The sequence below is a fragment of the Streptosporangium sp. NPDC020145 genome, assembly GCF_040631275.1.
Lineage (GTDB): Bacteria > Actinomycetota > Actinomycetes > Streptosporangiales > Streptosporangiaceae > Streptosporangium.
In genome coordinates this window covers 13,931-28,783 of the sequence record NZ_JBEXZT010000016.1, presented here as the reverse complement: position 1 = coordinate 28,783, position 14,853 = coordinate 13,931, and the positions used below count along the sequence as shown (strand labels likewise).

14 protein-coding genes are annotated in these 14,853 nt (G+C 69.7%); 5 read left to right on the top strand and 9 right to left on the bottom strand.

The genetic code is table 11. From position 1 onward, the window contains the following. Positions 1 to 291 precede the first annotated feature (291 nt). From ABZ463_RS26085 to ABZ463_RS26075, 3 genes are all read right to left on the bottom strand, one after another. Complete coding sequence (locus tag ABZ463_RS26085) at positions 292 to 1,245, bottom strand: nitronate monooxygenase (protein ID WP_362779884.1); 954 nt, start codon at positions 1,243 to 1,245, stop codon at positions 292 to 294. Beyond that, the gene (locus ABZ463_RS26080; protein ID WP_352014560.1) at positions 1,242 to 2,870 is read right to left on the bottom strand and encodes an AMP-binding protein; all 1,629 of its coding nucleotides are present in this window, start codon (positions 2,868 to 2,870) and stop codon (positions 1,242 to 1,244) included. The genes ABZ463_RS26085 and ABZ463_RS26080 overlap by 4 nt, the downstream gene beginning before the upstream one ends. 145 nt (positions 2,871 to 3,015) lie before the next feature. Further along, positions 3,016 to 3,501, bottom strand: a complete 486-nt coding sequence (locus tag ABZ463_RS26075; RefSeq protein WP_352014561.1) for a MarR family transcriptional regulator — start codon at positions 3,499 to 3,501, stop codon at positions 3,016 to 3,018. Positions 3,502 to 3,783: 282 nt separating this feature from the next. On the opposite strand from ABZ463_RS26075, the gene ABZ463_RS26070 reads away from it, so the two are divergent. Next, positions 3,784 to 4,443: an alpha/beta fold hydrolase gene (locus ABZ463_RS26070; RefSeq protein WP_362779880.1), complete on the top strand. Its 660-nt coding sequence runs from the start codon at positions 3,784 to 3,786 to the stop codon at positions 4,441 to 4,443. 212 nt (positions 4,444 to 4,655) lie between these two features. Here ABZ463_RS26070 and ABZ463_RS26065 read toward each other — a convergent pair whose 3' ends face one another. The 3 genes from ABZ463_RS26065 to ABZ463_RS26055 all read right to left on the bottom strand — a co-directional run bounded on the left by ABZ463_RS26065 (position 4,656) and on the right by ABZ463_RS26055 (position 8,159). Continuing rightward, positions 4,656 to 5,300 carry an HAD-IA family hydrolase gene (locus ABZ463_RS26065; RefSeq protein WP_362779877.1) on the bottom strand — a complete coding sequence of 215 codons (645 nt, stop codon included), beginning with the start codon at positions 5,298 to 5,300 and terminating at the stop codon, positions 4,656 to 4,658. A 278-nt stretch (positions 5,301 to 5,578) separates the two neighbouring features. After that, positions 5,579 to 6,433, bottom strand: a complete 855-nt coding sequence (locus tag ABZ463_RS26060) for an aminoglycoside phosphotransferase family protein (RefSeq protein WP_362779874.1) — start codon at positions 6,431 to 6,433, stop codon at positions 5,579 to 5,581. A gap of 769 nt (positions 6,434 to 7,202) precedes the next feature. Continuing rightward, the gene (locus ABZ463_RS26055; RefSeq protein ID WP_362779872.1) at positions 7,203 to 8,159 is read right to left on the bottom strand and encodes a hypothetical protein; all 957 of its coding nucleotides are present in this window, start codon (positions 8,157 to 8,159) and stop codon (positions 7,203 to 7,205) included. 293 nt (positions 8,160 to 8,452) lie between these two features. Here ABZ463_RS26055 and ABZ463_RS26050 point away from each other — a divergent pair, with 293 nt between their 5' ends. After that, positions 8,453 to 8,764 (top strand): hypothetical protein, encoded by a 312-nt coding sequence (locus tag ABZ463_RS26050; RefSeq protein WP_352014567.1) that lies wholly within the window; start codon positions 8,453 to 8,455, stop codon positions 8,762 to 8,764. A 329-nt stretch (positions 8,765 to 9,093) separates the two neighbouring features. Here the strand turns inward: ABZ463_RS26050 and ABZ463_RS26045 are convergent, their stop codons facing one another. Together ABZ463_RS26045 and ABZ463_RS26040 are read right to left on the bottom strand one after the other, a co-directional pair. Beyond that, entirely contained in the window at positions 9,094 to 10,554 is a 1,461-nt protein-coding gene (locus tag ABZ463_RS26045; protein WP_352014568.1) for an amidohydrolase family protein, read from the bottom strand. 190 nt (positions 10,555 to 10,744) lie between these two features. Beyond that, on the bottom strand, positions 10,745 to 11,599 hold the full coding sequence (locus ABZ463_RS26040) for a GntR family transcriptional regulator (protein ID WP_362779869.1): 855 nt from the start codon (positions 11,597 to 11,599) through the stop codon (positions 10,745 to 10,747). Between ABZ463_RS26040 and ABZ463_RS26035 the strand changes: the two genes are divergently transcribed. Next, on the top strand, positions 11,583 to 12,635 hold the full coding sequence (locus tag ABZ463_RS26035; RefSeq protein ID WP_362780110.1) for a LysR substrate-binding domain-containing protein: 1,053 nt from the start codon (positions 11,583 to 11,585) through the stop codon (positions 12,633 to 12,635). The genes ABZ463_RS26040 and ABZ463_RS26035 overlap by 17 nt on opposite strands. Here ABZ463_RS26035 and ABZ463_RS26030 read toward each other — a convergent pair. Beyond that, on the bottom strand, positions 12,566 to 12,829 hold the full coding sequence (locus tag ABZ463_RS26030) for a hypothetical protein (protein WP_362779867.1): 264 nt from the start codon (positions 12,827 to 12,829) through the stop codon (positions 12,566 to 12,568). The two genes, ABZ463_RS26035 and ABZ463_RS26030, sit on opposite strands and share 70 nt — an antisense overlap. A gap of 250 nt (positions 12,830 to 13,079) precedes the next feature. Here ABZ463_RS26030 and hsaA point away from each other — a divergent pair, with 250 nt between their 5' ends. Continuing rightward, on the top strand, positions 13,080 to 14,243 hold the full coding sequence (gene hsaA / locus ABZ463_RS26025; protein WP_352014571.1) for a 3-hydroxy-9,10-secoandrosta-1,3,5(10)-triene-9,17-dione monooxygenase oxygenase subunit: 1,164 nt from the start codon (positions 13,080 to 13,082) through the stop codon (positions 14,241 to 14,243). Next, positions 14,240 to 14,773 (top strand): 3-hydroxy-9,10-secoandrosta-1,3,5(10)-triene-9,17-dione monooxygenase reductase subunit, encoded by a 534-nt coding sequence (hsaB, locus tag ABZ463_RS26020; RefSeq protein ID WP_362779863.1) that lies wholly within the window; start codon positions 14,240 to 14,242, stop codon positions 14,771 to 14,773. The genes hsaA and hsaB overlap by 4 nt, the downstream gene beginning before the upstream one ends. The last annotated feature ends 80 nt before the right edge of the window (positions 14,774 to 14,853 follow it).

Genomic DNA, 14,853 nt, shown 5'->3' with positions numbered 1-14,853 from the left:
GCGCGCGGCTGTACGCCGGTCGTCAGATGTAACGCTGGTTGTGTGGAGCGGGATGAACGAGACGGAGACGGCGCGGTGGGACCCGGCGAACGCCGTGGCGACGTGACCGATCCGCGCCTCTTGAACAGGATCGTTCAAGACTTACCTCCCTTGCCTCAAGGGCAAAGCTTGCCGATCCCATATGGCATCCCGCCAGGTTCGGTGCTGTCAAGGTGATTTGAGCGGGCACCGGATCGGGTGATCGCCGCACGTCCGGTGCCGACGGTGTGCTCCGGAGCGTGTCGGCGGCCGTCACAGCGGGGGGCGGAGCCGCTCACAGGCCTCGACGTACTCAGCGACGATCCGCTCGACGATCTCGGCCGCGGGGAGCACCGAGTGGATGAGCCCGGCGGACTGACCCGCCTCGGCCTTGCCCCAGGTGACGTCGCCGTACAGCGCGGCGTCCCGCAGCGTCGAGGCCTGGAACGCCTTGCCCCGCACGTCGATGTCCGCGTTGGACTCCTCAAGTTCGATCATTCGGGCGGTGAACTCGTTCGCGAGCGCGCGGGTGACGCCGAGCCCACGACCGACGGCCCGGGTGCCGTCGACGGTCGCGGCGAGGACGGCGGCCTTGTAGTTCGGGTGGACACCCGCCTCGTGGCTGGCGAGGAACCGGGTGCCGAACTGCGCGGCGTCGGCCCCGAGGGCGAGCATCGCGGCGAGGCCCGCGCCGTCGGCGACGCCGCCGGAGGCGATGACGGGGACGCCGGGGACCGCGGTGACGACGGCGCGCACGAGGACCTGCGTGGTGACCATGGCGGGCGGCGGGTGGCCGCCCGCTTCCGCGCCGACGACGATCAGCCCGTCGACGCCCGCCGCAGCGGCCTTGTGGGCGTGCTCGATGCCCGCGACGACGTGCAGGCACGTGGTGCCGACGTCGCGGAAGCGATCGAGGTAGCGCCGCGTCCCGCCCTGGGCCGCGATCAGGATCGGCGGCCTGCGCCGGAGGAGGAGGTCGATCACCTCGTCGGCGCCCCGCCGGTAGAGGGGAAGGTTGACGGCCCACGGCCGGTCGGTCCCGGCGGCCATCTCGTCGAGCGTGCGGGTGAGGTCGGGGATCCGCATCGGGCCGGCGGCGACGACGCCGAGTCCACCGGCCCGGCTCACGGCGAGCGGCAGGGCGGAGTTGGACGAGGCCCAGGACATGCCGCCCTGGATGATCGGCAGGTCGATTCCGAGCAGGCGGGTGACGGAGGTGGAGATCACGCCCCCACCTCGCTGCGCTCCTGGTCGAGCAGCCCGCGCGCGTGGGCCGCGAGCTGGTTCTTCTGCACCTTCGAGCTCGCGGTCATCCCGATGTCCTCGAACCCGTCCACGATGCGGAGATAACGGGGGACCTTGAACCCGGCGAGGTGCGTGCGGGACCAGCTGAGCAGTTCCTCCTCGGTGGCGTCGCCGGACTCGGTGAGCACGACGAACGCGAAGGGAACCTCGATCAACCGCTCGTCGGGGACCCCGACCACGGCGGCCTGGTGGACGCCGGGGTGACGGTGCAGGGCGTCCTCGATGTCGGCGGGCGCGACGTTCTCCCCGCCGACCCTGATGATGTCCTTCGTGCGTCCGACGAAGTGCAGCCGCCCGGCCTCGTCGAGGACGCCGATGTCGCCGGTGAACAGCCACCCGTCGGAGTCGATGGTCGCGGCGGTCTGCTTGGCGTCGTCGAGGTAGCCCCGCATGACGTTCCAGCCGCGGACGAGGATCGAACCCGGCTCGCCGGGGGCGCAGTCACGACTGCCGTCGAGGGCGCGGATGCGGACCTCGACACCCGGCTGGACGCGCATCGCGCCGGAGGCCCGTACGGCCTCGTCCTCCCACCAGGCGGACAGCGCGACGTTGGGGGAGGCCTCGGACAGGCCGTAGGCGGCGACACACTCGGTGGCGCCGAGTTCGTCGATCACGCGCCGGATCACGGTGGAGGACGCCGCGACCCAGGCTCCCCGCAGGTACAGCGTCCGCCGGGCGCGGTCGGGGTGGTTGAGCAGCATCAGCGCGATGGTGTCGTTGCCGGAGAAGTGCGTGCACCGTTCCGCCTCGAACAGGCGCAGCGCCTCGGCGGGCTCGAAACGGGCCATGGTCACCAGGGTGGTGGCGTGCTGGATCGACGCGAGCACCGAGAGCGTGCTCCCCGCGACGTGGAAGAACGGCCGCGCGCTGTGGTAGCGATCGCCCGGGCGCAGACCGAGGCGTACCCCGGCGAAGAAGGCGTCGGCGCACATGCTGCGGTGGGTGAGCAGGACGCCCTTGGGCCGCGAGGTGGTGCCGGAGGTGTACTGGACCAGCAGGACGTCGTCCGGGTCGGCGGCGGGCGGTACGGTGCCCACCTCGCTCCCCGCCTCGACGAAGTCCGACCACGCGGTCCCCCATTCGGGGACGTTTTCGCCGAGTACGACGACCGACCTGAGCTCGGGCAGGGCCGGGCAGGCCGGGGTCCCGTCGTGACCGATGCCGATCTCGCGCAGCATCGTGATGAAGTCAACGCGCAGGACCCGGTCGGCCACGAACAGGGTGGAGATGCGGGCGTGGTGCAGCGTGTACTCCACCTCACCGGCGGTGAACCGGGTGTTCACCGGGACGGTGACGGCTCCGACGCTCCCGAGGGCGACGAACAGGGCGACCCAGCGTGGCTCGTTGCCGAGGCAGACGCCGACCCGGTCACCGTGCCCGATGCCGGCGGCGGTGAGGGCCGCGCGGATGCGGGCGACCTCCTCGGCCAGCTCGGCGTAGGTGATCCGTTCTTCGGCGGTGACCACCGCCTCGACGTCGGGAGCGAGCAACGCGGCGCGGTCCAGCGCTTCGTGCGCGGTGACAGGACACGCCGTTCTGAGGTCCATCAAGCTTCCTCCGTCCCGGAGTCGGTGCGCCGGACCTGTGGTCCGCCCGGGGCGACGTACGCGCAGACAGTGATCGCGTCGGTCATCGAGCCACCTCCTCGTGCTGGCTCTAGGAGTACGCAAATCTGTTGACGTTGTCAACACTCTAGGGATCGTTTGTGTGGTCGCGTTCCTGGTGCTCCATGTCCAGTGCGAGGTCGGCGAGCTTGTCGAGCGCCCGCACCAGCACCTTTTGCTCCTCCGGGGACAGGACGGCGAGGAACGTCGCGTCGCGCTCGTTCGCCGCGTGTATGAGGCCGCGGTAGACCTCCACGCCCGTCTCGGTGAGCGCCAGCTGGGACGTCCGCCCCGACCCCGCGGTCCGGTTGACCAGACCCCGCTCCGTCAGCTTGGTCACAATGCGGCTCATCTGCGCTTTGTCCAGACCGGCGCGCCTGGCCAACCGGTTCAGGGTGAGTGTCGGATCGGACGCGATCAGGGCGATCGCCCGCCACTCGCCGAGGGTGACGTCGAACTCGCGGCGGTAGCGCAGGGCCGCGCTGCGGGAGAGGGCCGCCGATGTGCGTGACAGGCGATAAGACAGCAGCTCGGCTATGGGGACGAGATTCCTGACGTTCGCGCGCTCGGACATGGGGAGATCGTAGTAGGCGAGGGCTCGGTGTTGCATCATCAACAACCAGGTCCATCGAGGGTGATCGCCACGGCCGCGTCGGCCGCCTCCTCCACCGGGCCGTCCGCCCTCCGCCGGTGCCCTCGCCTCCCTGGCCCTCGCGACGCACGTCGCCGGGGTCCCTCGTGAGGCCGCGGCCGACAGCGGCCGCACACTATGACGCACCGAGGGGCTTGTGGCAAGACCCGGGTCGTGCCGCAGAATCTCCGACCGAAGTGAGAACCCACGGAAATGAGGAGAGTCATGACCTCGGCTGAGGAGCGGTACCGCAAGCGTCGTGTTGGGGTCGATGGGCTTGAAATGGCATACGTCGAGGAGGGAGAAGGCGATCCGATCGTCTTTCTTCACGGCAACCCGACGTCGTCGTACGTATGGCGGAACGTAATCCCGTACCTGGCGGGCAAAGGGCGCTGCATAGCCCCGGACCTGATCGGGATGGGCGATTCCGCGAAACTTCCGGCCGGCGGGCCGGGCTCATACCGCTTCGTCGAGCATCGCCGTTATCTCGACGCGTTCCTTCAGGCCCTCGGTGTGCGTGAGCGGGTGGTCCTGGTGCTGCGAGGGCTGTCGGAGGCGGAGATGGCCGTCTACCGTCGTCCCTACACGGAACCGGGCGAGTCACGACGGCCGACGCTGACCTGGCCTCGCGAGGTTCCCGTCGCGGGCGAACCACGCGATGTTCACGACGTCATCACGCGTTACGCGGAGTGGCTCGCCGAGTCCTCGGTTCCCAAGCTGTTCATCGAGGCGGTTCCAGGAACGATGTTCGAAACGCACCGGGCCGTTGCCCGGTCATGGCCGAATCAGGCACACATCACGATCACGGGTGGCCACATGGTTCAGGAAGACGCTCCCGACCAAATCGGGGCGGCCATTGTCTCCTGGCTGCGAGATCTCTCCTGAAAGGGACGACAGAACCCGGACCCGCCTTCACCCTTGGAACGGGAGACGGGAACCGAACCCGCGCTGTCGGCTCGGGAATCCCTCATCGCGTCTGGTTACCGAGCTGGTGACCGTGATTCCCTGTGGTCACTTCTTTGACGGATACGCAACGGGCATGCCGTCCGGACCGGTAGGTCTTCCCCGAACCAGAGCGGTACCGGTCGAATGCGATGTCAGTGGCCGTGCACCGCCGCCGCAGCACTCAGCGATAGGAGGTACGGCGCCGCCTCCTCAAGTGAGGGGAAGCATTCGTCCGCCTTGGCCAGCTCACCGGGAGCGTGAGTGGTGGCCACGGCGATCACCGTGCACCCCGCCGCCTTCCCGGCGGCCACCCCGTGCGGGGCGTCCTCGATCACGACGCAGTCGACCGGATCGATCCGGAGGAGTTCGGCGGCCTTGAGATAGCCCTCGGGATGCGGCTTCGACCGTTCGACGTCCTCGCCGTAGATCTGTACCGGGGGCAACGGAAGCGAGGCGAGCCGGAAGCGCCGGTGAACGGGGGTCCGGCTGCCCGAGGTGACCAGTGCCCAAGGCCGCCGGTCCAGCTCGCCCAGCAGGGCCGCAGCCCCGGGTGCCGCCGGGAAGGCGTCACCCTCCTGGACCATCAACTGGTTCAACACCCCGCGCTCAGCGGCGGGGTCGAGGTCAGGGGCGACATCGCGGACGGTGTCCTCAGGCCGACGGCCGTGAGTGAGGCTCCACACCAGGTCTCCGTCCAGCCCGCGCATGCGCGACCAGGCGTCCCAGATCCGTCGATGCGTCGCGGTGGAATCGAGCAACACCCCGTCGACATCGAACAGCAAAGCCTTGATCGCCATGGGACGGAGGATGCCACAGACGGCCGGGACGATGCGTGCCGGCCCGGGCCGGCGTGGTCTTGCCGACGTTCGACGTCCGGGCCCGGCGTGTGACATGCCGGCCACTGTATTGCGGCCGGTCACAACGGCGGACGGCCCTCGGCCGGGCGAGGGGGCGGGTCTCAGCGGCCGTGAACGTTGACGGCCACGCCGCTCAGGTGCCCTTCCTGGGCGATGCCCGGCAGCGTGTTCGCACGGTCACCGTTCGGCCCGGCACGCGTCCGGCACGGCGGTGCTCCTCATCGGTGCCGCGAGGGGGTGTCTGCCAGGACGCGTTCCAGGGTGCGTCGGCCCATCCGGCTCATGACCGGGTTGGTTTCCAGGTAGTACCAGACAAGTCCCATCGCCTGCGCGAAGGCCCACGCTCTGCCTCGCTCCCATTCGAGGTCGTCGCACCTGAGGTCCAGGCGGAGCGCCTGGCGCGGCCCGGCCTCAAGCAGGTGCCAGGCGCTCACGAGATCCAGAGCGGGGTCGGCCGGTCCGAAGCCGCCGACGTCGAGAATCCCGGCCAGCCGACCGGCGGACACGAGCACGTTGCCGGGGATGAGATCACTGTGGGTCATCACGTCGCCCGCTTCGCGGGGGAGGCTCCGCAGGTTCTCCCACATCCGGCGAAGCCGGCGAACGTCCAGGAGCTGTTCACTGTTCCTGAAACAGGTCTCCATCCACGCGTCGTGGGACCGGAGGTCGCCTCCCCGGCCTTTGCCGGAGAACGTACGGCCACGTGTGTCGATCGCGCGCAGGTCATTGATGAGATCAGCCAGGTCGTGGGCGAACGCGACTGATTCGCCCGGGTCCTCCTCGGTGGCCACGACGCCGGGCAGCCATGTCTGCACCGACCATGGAAGCGGGTATCCCGCACCGGGTTCGCCGAGCGCCACCGGCTCGGGCGTGGGAAACCGCGTGCGACCCGCCAGCTCGCGGGCCGCCTCCGCCTCGGCCTCCAGCAGGCGCCGCGTCGAGTCGACCTCTCCGGGCTGCAGCGGGAACCGGGCTGCGAAGCGGTCGCCGATGCGGAAGATGGCGTTGACCGTCCCATGGTGGGTGACGCCCGTGACAGGAAGGCCCCGCCACTCAGGGAACTGCTCATCCACCAACGTGCGCGCTGTCTCCGGTGACACCGTCAACTGATCGGCGTGCATCTTCACATCGGCAGCCTCCCGCGCCTCAGCCCGCCCCCGCAACGCGTTTCCGGCCCCGCAGGACCGCTTCGAGCCGTGCCGCCAACCATAAGACCGAACAGACCGATGTCCATGCCCATGACCTGGGCCTTCCCCTCCAGAGCGGGCAACGAGAATTAAACCCGCGCTGTCAGCTCGGGAATCGCATGGACAACGTCCTGTGGGGATTCTGGCCCGGGTTCCGGGCAGGTCATGGGTCATCCTGCCCAATTGCGCGATGATCAATAATGTGACCCTGTGGAGGGTCATCAACGAGCACTGATCGGCCGCATGGTCGAACATCTCGACCTGTACGCCTCGAACCGGATATCGCTGCCAAAGCTGGTTGAGGATCTTTGGGGGCTGTTTGAGGCGTCGGACCCTCGTGAGTTTGAGATCAGAGACTCGTTTCAGTGGCTGTGGGCCGATCTCGACGGAGAGTGTGACTTGAGGAATCAGCCGTGGACACCGGCCGGGGAAGCTGATGATGATCGCTTGACAAGGGTGTTAGGTGAACTGCGCTCGTGGGCTACACGAGTGGCCGCAGGCGAACTTCCCGCGTGACCGCACACATCTCCGCCCGCCTGCTCATCCCATCTGCCGTCGACCCGCCCGCAGGCGGGATGGGCAACCCCCGCCCCGGCCATCGACAGGTCGGCGGTGGTGAACGCGTCCGTGGGGTCATCCCGGTGCTCTGCCCTGGTTACTGGATGGTCATGCGGTAGCCGTGGTCAGTGGAGTTCGGACAGAGGAAGACGGTGAGGGCTCCGGAACGACCCAGAACGAGCTGGGTGGGGTCACAGGTGTTCTGGCACTCAATGCTCTCCCAGACAAGGTGGCGTTCTTCGAGAGGACGCCAGCGTGGTCCGCTGCCCGCGTCCCATTCGTCGCTGTCCAGTTTGAGGAGCGGCTGGGTCTCGGTGCCGCAGACGTCGCAGGGCAGCGGGTACATGTCGGTGAGGTGCCAGGACTCCCATCCGCCGATCTTGCAACCAGGCGCGATGGACAACAGGTGTTGGTAAGGATGGCCGGCTTCCTCGTCCCATGCGTTGAGGGCCGTTTGGAGCCGCTCGGGGAGCTCCTCGAAATACGGGTATTCAGTGGCCCGTTCGGGGTGCAGGACGCAGGGCCGCGGTAGGTAGTACTCGACGGCGCGCTCCCATTCGTGGACGTTGAGGTGCTTGGTGGAGGCGGTGGTGTGCGGCCGGGGCGGCGGCTCGTGTCGCGGGTCGGTGATGTCGGCGGTGCGGCGCCAGATGAGTTCGATGGCGGGGCCGTTGATGTCGGGCTGGTCGTGGTCGTTGGGGCACCACAGCACCTGCAGGAGGTCCTTGCCCTGGGGGAAGGAGATCTCAGGGAGATCGCGGGCGTAGAACTGCGCGACGGCGACCATGGCCACCGGGGTGTCCGGAGGACGTTCCTCGAAATCATCGAAGCGAAGTCCGGTCGTGCGTCCGCTGTTGAACCACACCCGGAAGGGACGGCTGCAGGCGGGCCAGGGCTCGTCGGCAGGCCACAGGAGGGGGCCGCCGATATGGCTGTCATGCATGCCCGGTGTGCCGGGTCGGGGGTGGAGGCGGACCGTCGTGCGCGCGTAGGCGCCCAACTCGGGGAGCACCTGGGTGATGTCGACCGGCGAGCCGGGGGTGGTGAGGGCCATGGGCAGGGAGCGTAGACGGCGTTACCGACAGGAGAACGGGACGACTACAGCTCGTTGCCGGTGCCGTGCGGCGGCTCGGCGCCGAGGTCGGCGTGTTGGTCAGGCGCGGTGCGGTGACGGCCCGGGTGCCGCCGGCTGGTACCGGCGCCCACGCCGCGCACGCCCAGGCGGCATGCGGCAGAGGGCTGGGTACGGCGGTGCGGTGCGCCGTCGCTGTGATTTTCACAGGGACAATTCGGCAACCTGTTTCTAGAATGGTGGATATTTCCTTTAAGGCAAAGGAGCTGACCCAGGTGGATCTCGGAGCGGTGCAGGTAGTCACGCTGGGAGCGGCATGCCTGATCGCCGGGATCGGCGTCTACGCGCTGGTGACCAACCGGTTGCCGCGCTTGCCTTTCTTCCGCGCCGCCCGTTATGCGCCTCGACGTTATGGATGGGGAATTCTGCTGATAGCGGCCTTCGGGTTCACCTCGACGCTGGGTTCGGACGCGATGGAGCCGGGCTCGTGGCAGGACCTGGCATTACTCGTACTGTCGTGTGGATTTCTCGTGTCAGGAACAGGGCTGGTGATGTTCTCAGCGAAGCGACCCCGGCGGTCTTCCTGAAATCCACTGCGTCGGTCCGGTAGCTCCGGCTGGCGTTCGTGGAATTCTCGGACGAGGACTTCGCGGAGGTCGCCGATGAGGGCCGGGCGTCGGTTCTGGCGGTGGTGCCATTCCCACCCGGTTGGCACGAGCTGGAAGGCATCTGCCCGATCGGCCGGACCTCTGGCTTCTCCTGTCAGTCACCCGGGCGGTGGAGGCCTGACCTGAGGGAGAGACCAGACGCGGCTTCGGTCCGGAGTTCCGTACCGGTGCGCATCGTGCGAGAGACCGGGCAAGGACCCGCCGGTGGTCGCCTGTGGCCTCGCGGGCGAACGAATCTCAGGTACCTCTCAAGACCTGCCGGACAGTCGCTGGGCCCGCTGAGCGTAGGCGCGGGCGAAGTTCGCCGAGGCCATCCGCTCGGCCTGGGTGAACCACCCGTGGACAGCCTCCGGAGCCAGTGAGGGGAGCGTCAGCGCGGCCTGCTGCAGCCGGTCCAGTGCGGCGTTGGCACGGCGGCGTACGGCGGCGAGGTCGACTCCGGTGAGCCTGCCGTGCAGTTTGCGGGTTCGACCGGCGACGAGCACGGTGGAGACGTCCGCGGCGGTGGACTGGAGGACGACGGAGCCGATCGGGTGGCTGGAGCGGACGAGGTCCATGCGAGGGGCCACGACGATGAGGTCGGCCTGCTTGCCGGGTGTGAGGGAGCCGGTGAGCGCGCCGATGCCGAGGGCGTCCGCGCCGTTGCGGGTGGCCCAGTCGAGCGCGTCGCGCACGCCGAGACCGACGCGGACGGGCATGGTGCCGGTGCGGTGCACGGCGTCGTGGTCGAGGCAGCGCTGGAACTGCAGGCCGAGCCGCATCTGGGAGAACAGGTCGCCCGAGCCGACGCAGACGATGTCGGTGCTGATCGCGGGGGCGAGGCCGTGATCGAGGGCGGCGCGGAAAGGCGGGTGGCCCATGCCCATCTGCATTTCGGTCTCGGGGGCGATGGTGACCTTGCCCCCGGTCTCGGCGAGGAGCCTCCATTCCTGATCGGTCAGGGCCGGGCAGTGGATGTGCAGGTGGCCGGGGAGCAGCAGGTCGTGGTCGTGCAGCTCGCGCAGGCCACGCAGCAGGATGGAACCGGTGGCGGCGCCGGTGTGGGAGGCGCCGAGGACGTCCAGGTCGCGGGCGGTGCGGATCTCCTCGGCGGTCTGCTCGAAGGGCAGGATGCCGAAGTCGCTGTAGAGCAGGCCCATCCGTCCCAGGCCGTCGGTGGCGAAGTGCTCCGCGCGCAGGCGGCGGGCGTCGCGCAGCCGGTCGGCGTGGCCGGCGAAGACGGGAGGCTGGAAGTCGAAGGCCTGCATGCCGTACGCGTAGACGAACCGGATCCCGGACGCCTTCAGCGACTCCACGGCCGCGTCGGCGTGCTCGGGGCTGTTCACGCAGTCGCAGCAGTCGAGGATGGTTGTGACACCGGCGTCGAGTGCCTCCAGGGCGCCCACCTGCGCGGCGGCGCCGAGGTCGGCGGCGGTGACGAGCGAGCCGATGCCGTAGAAGGTGGAGGCGAGGAACTCCAGGAGTGACTGGTCGGCTGAGTGGCCGCGCAGCAGCGCCATCCAGGTGTGCCGGTGGCTGTCGATCATGCCGGGCAGGACGAAGCCGCCCGCGGCGTCGATGCGCTCGGCGTCGACGTGGGCGAACTCCTCGGCCGTGCGGCCGACCGCGGCGATCCGGTCGCCCTCGACCAGGACGGCTCCGCCGGGCAGGTCGCCCAGGGCGTCGTCCATGGTGATCACATGTCCGCCGGTGATCAGTGTGCGGTTCATCGTGTACGGCTCCGCGGCTCGAACGGGTCGGGTGACGGTCCGATGGTGGCCGCGGGGGAGTGAGGTGCGCCAATGCCGCTTAGGCGGTCAGGTATGCCGATTCGGAGGTATCTCGTCCTGGTTATGGCTCGCGACGGAAAGCGTATTGGACAACGTCAGGCGGGCGGCGCAGGATGGCGGCAGAGGTATCCTAAAGTGGATCCAATCTTCGGCCCTGGTGGGAGTGGACATGGGCAGATGTCACGTCCACGACGTAGTCCGTGGTCACCGGATCGTAACCCGGCAGATCCACGGCCCAGGTGACCTCGACCGGCGGTGCGAGCGTGCCATTCGCCGAGAGGGGCACGGTGATCCCCAGCCCCGCCGCGGCGTCGACCAGCGGCCCGAAGCGGTGCCAGGGGTCGGCGTCGGTGATCAGCCCGATCGCGGAGCTGAGGACGTGCAACTCCTGCACCCTCCGCGCCCGCGCGCCGTCCCGGCGCCGCATCGCCTCCAGGAAGGCCCGGTCGAGCTCGACGGCGAAGGCCGGAATGCGGCGGCTGCGGTAATAGAAGCGCTGCAGCCGCGACAGCCGCAGATACAGGTCATGGGCGATCTTGGACAGAGTGGGTCCGAAGGTCGCCTCGTGCAGGGCGTGGAAGGCGGCGTGGTCGCGGTGGAAGTCGCGTGGCTCCTGCGGCCTGTCGCGCATCAGCGCCGACAACTCAGCCATCCGGGTCAGCGACTCCTCCGAGATCTCCCGAGCCGCCCGGGGCACCATCGGCGCCTGCAACATGAGCAGCGCGGCGTAGAGCTCCTCGGCCTCGTCAAGATCGAGTCCGGCGACGGTGACGCCGTGGTTGGCCCGGGAGAGCACGAACCCCTCAGCCTCCAGCATCCGCAGCGCCTCGCGCAGTGGGGTACGGCCCACACCGAGCCGCTCGCCGAGCTCGCGCTGGGTGAGCCGCTGACCGGGCAGGATGCGCCCGCTGAGGATCAGCTCCCGGAGCTCCTCGTGCACCAGGGCGACCGCGTCACCCGCTCGCGACCTGTCAGATGTATCCACCTTTGGATCATATCTTCGAGTCAGTGAGGAGCCCGAGATCGACCTACTCAACGGACGGCTGAAGCTCCGTCACCTCATCGTGGTGGTGGCCATCGCCGAGCAGGGCAGCGTGGTTCGGGCCGCCCACCACCTGCGCCTGGCCCAGCCCGCCGTGACCCGCTGTCTGCGCGAGCTCGAACGCATCCTGGACGTGGAGCTGTTCGTCCGTGGGCCGCGCGGGGTGCGCCCGACCTTCTACGGCGAGGCGTTCCTGGAGCACGCACGGGCCGCGCTGGCCGAGCTGCGGCGGGCAGGGGAGCGGATCACCGACCTCGCCGACGGGCGCCTGGGCACCGTCCGGGTCGGCACCTTGCTGGCCGGCTCCAGCCAGCTCCTGCCCCGGGCGATCGCCGACCTCAAACGGGCGTATCCGGCAGTCACCGTGGTGGTGTCGGAGGCGACCTTCGACAAACAGGTGCTACGGCTGCTCGCCGGAGAGCTCGATCTGATCGTGGGCAGGCTCACTCCGCTCGACGGCCTGGGCGGTCTGCGGCAGATCCGGCTCTACAGCGAGGCGATGCGGCTGGTCGCCCGCCGTGACCACCCCGTGCGCGGGCGGGCGGGACTGGGCCTGAAGGACCTGCTCGACTACCCGTGGATCCTGCCGCTGGCGCAGACCGCCCTGCGCCAGGAGGTGGAGCGGGCCTTCGGCGCCGAGGACCTCGACCTGCCCGCGGACGTGGTCGAGTGCACCTCGATCCTCACCGTGCGCACTCTCGTGCGGGAGACCGACATGATCGCCGTACTGCCGGAGCTGGTCGCCGCCGCCGACGGCGACCTCGCGCCGCTCGCCGTACCGCTGGAGGGGATCCGGCGGGCGGTGGGCGTCACCGTCCCGCAGGAGAGGTCGTTGACGCCGGCGGCCGGGCTGCTGCTCGGCTTCCTGCGCGAACGCGCCTCCACGCTGGAACCGGTGGCCGACGGGGATCAGAACAGGTTCAGCAGGGCACGGGTGAACGTGGAATCCGCGTCGGCGAGGTCCAGGATGACGTCGTAGTGGTGTCGTTGGGTGCGGACGAGCGGGCGCGGATCGAACAGGCCACCGACCGGGAGCACCGCGCGGACGGCCGACGGCGGCAGGCCGAGCGGCTCCTGCCGGCCGCCGACCGCCACCCGCGGCACCCGGACGCTCCCCAGCCGGTCGGCGAGTTCCGGCGCCGCCCAGCCGCCGTGCGAGGTGGAGACAGGCACCAGCCGCTGAGCGGAGGCAGCGTCGGGCAGGCGGAGCCGGTGACGTCGTGGTCAAGGGCGGTCAGGGTGTTCACGGCTCCCAGCGTCCTGCGTGGCCCTCTCTCGCCGCCAATACCGTTTCGAGCCGCCGGTATACCCTGGCCGACCATCGCACTCTGGGCATATGCCACGAGCGAACCGGTATTAGCGGCCCTGTCCGGTCGGCTGGAAGATTCTGGCCACCGTCCCTCCGACACAGGAGCCCAGCCAGATGAGCGAACACGTGCTGACCGCGATCCGCGACCTGTTGCCCGTCCTCGGAGAACGCGCGCAGGCGGCCGAGGACGCCCGCGTGGTTCCCGCGGAATCGATCAAGGAGCTGCGCGAGGCGGGCTTCTTCCGTCTACTGCAGCCCGTGCGCTTCGGCGGCCACGAGGCCGATCCGGTGACCTTCTACACCGCGGTGCGCATGATCGCCGGCGCCTGCGGCTCCACCGGCTGGGTCGCCTCGGTGCTCGGCGCCCACGCGTGGCACGTCGCCACCTTCCCGGCCGCGGCGCAGGAGGAGATCTGGGGGCGCGACCCCGCCGCCCTGGTCTCCTCCGCGTACGCGCCCGTCGGCCGGGCCACCGTCGTCGACGGCGGCTACCGCCTTTCGGGCACGTGGAACTTCTCCTCGGGGGTGGACCACGCCACCGCCGCCATCCTCGGAGCCCTGATCACGGGCGAGGACGGCAGGCCCACCGACTGGGTGGCCTTCCTGGTGCCGCGCGAGGACTACACCGTCCGCGACGTCTGGCGCACCGTGGGCCTGCGCGGCACGGGCAGCAACGACGTGGTGGTCGAGGACGTCTTCGTTCCCGCGCACCGCGTGCTCAGCTTCGCCGACTCCTTCCGCTGCGTCTGTCCGGGGCAGGAGGTGAACCCGAGCCCGCTGTACCGCATCCCGCTCTACTCGCTGATGACCACCACGATCGCCACCCCGCTGGTCGGCATGGCCACCGGCGCCTACGAGGCGCACGTGGCGCACCAGCGGCAGCGCGTGCGGGTGTTCGTGGGGGAGAAGGTGAAGGACGACCCGTTCGCGAAGGTCCGCGTCGCCCGCGCGGCCAGTGAGGTGGACGCCGCATGGCTGCAGCTCACCCGCAACATCACCGAGGTCTACGACACCGCGCGGCGCGGCGAGCCGATCCCCACCGCTCTGCGGCTGCGGCTGCGCCGCGACCAGGTGCGGGCCTCCGAACGGTGCATCGCGGCCGTGGACCAGCTCTTCGAGAACTCCGGGGCGGGAGCGCTCGCCGAGGGCACCCCGATCCAGCGGTTCTGGCGCGACGCGCACGCGGCACGGGTACACGTCGCCAACGACCCGGAGGCGGCGCTCAAGCTCTTCGGCGACGGGGAGTTCGGCGAGGACGTCACGGTGGGCATGTTGTGAACCCCTCGCTCTTCCGGCAGGTCCTGGGCCACTTCTGCACGGGCGTGACCGTCGTGGCGACCATGCGGGACGAGCGGCCGGTGGGCTTCGCCTGCCAGTCCTTCGCCGCGCTCTCGCTCGACCCGCCGCTCGTGCTGTTCTGCCCGGCCAGGTCGTCAGGAACCTGGCCGGACGTCGAACGGTCAGGCCGCTTCGCCGTCAGCGTGCTGGCCCACGACCAGCGCGAGACCAGCACGCTGTTCGGACGGGGCGGTGCGGACCGCTTCTCCAGCACCCCCTGGCGGCGCTCGCCCAGCGGCTCGCCACTGCTGGAAGGGGCGCTGGCCTGGGTGGACTGTTCACTGGAGGCCGTGTACGAGGCGGGCGACCACTACATCGCCGTGGGCCGGGTGCACGACCTGGGCGCCGGTCCGGGCGAGCGGCCCCTGTTGTTCTACCGGGGCGGATACACCGTCACCGAGCCCCCGGCGTCACCCGCCGGGGCCCAGGAGGGCTTCCTCACCTGGGCCAGGCCGGGAGACTGGTGCTGATCCACCGGCGAAGCCCCGGTCGATTCGAGGCGTAGAGAAAGGGGCCGGACCACCCCCGCCCGCGCAGGGACGACCGGAGA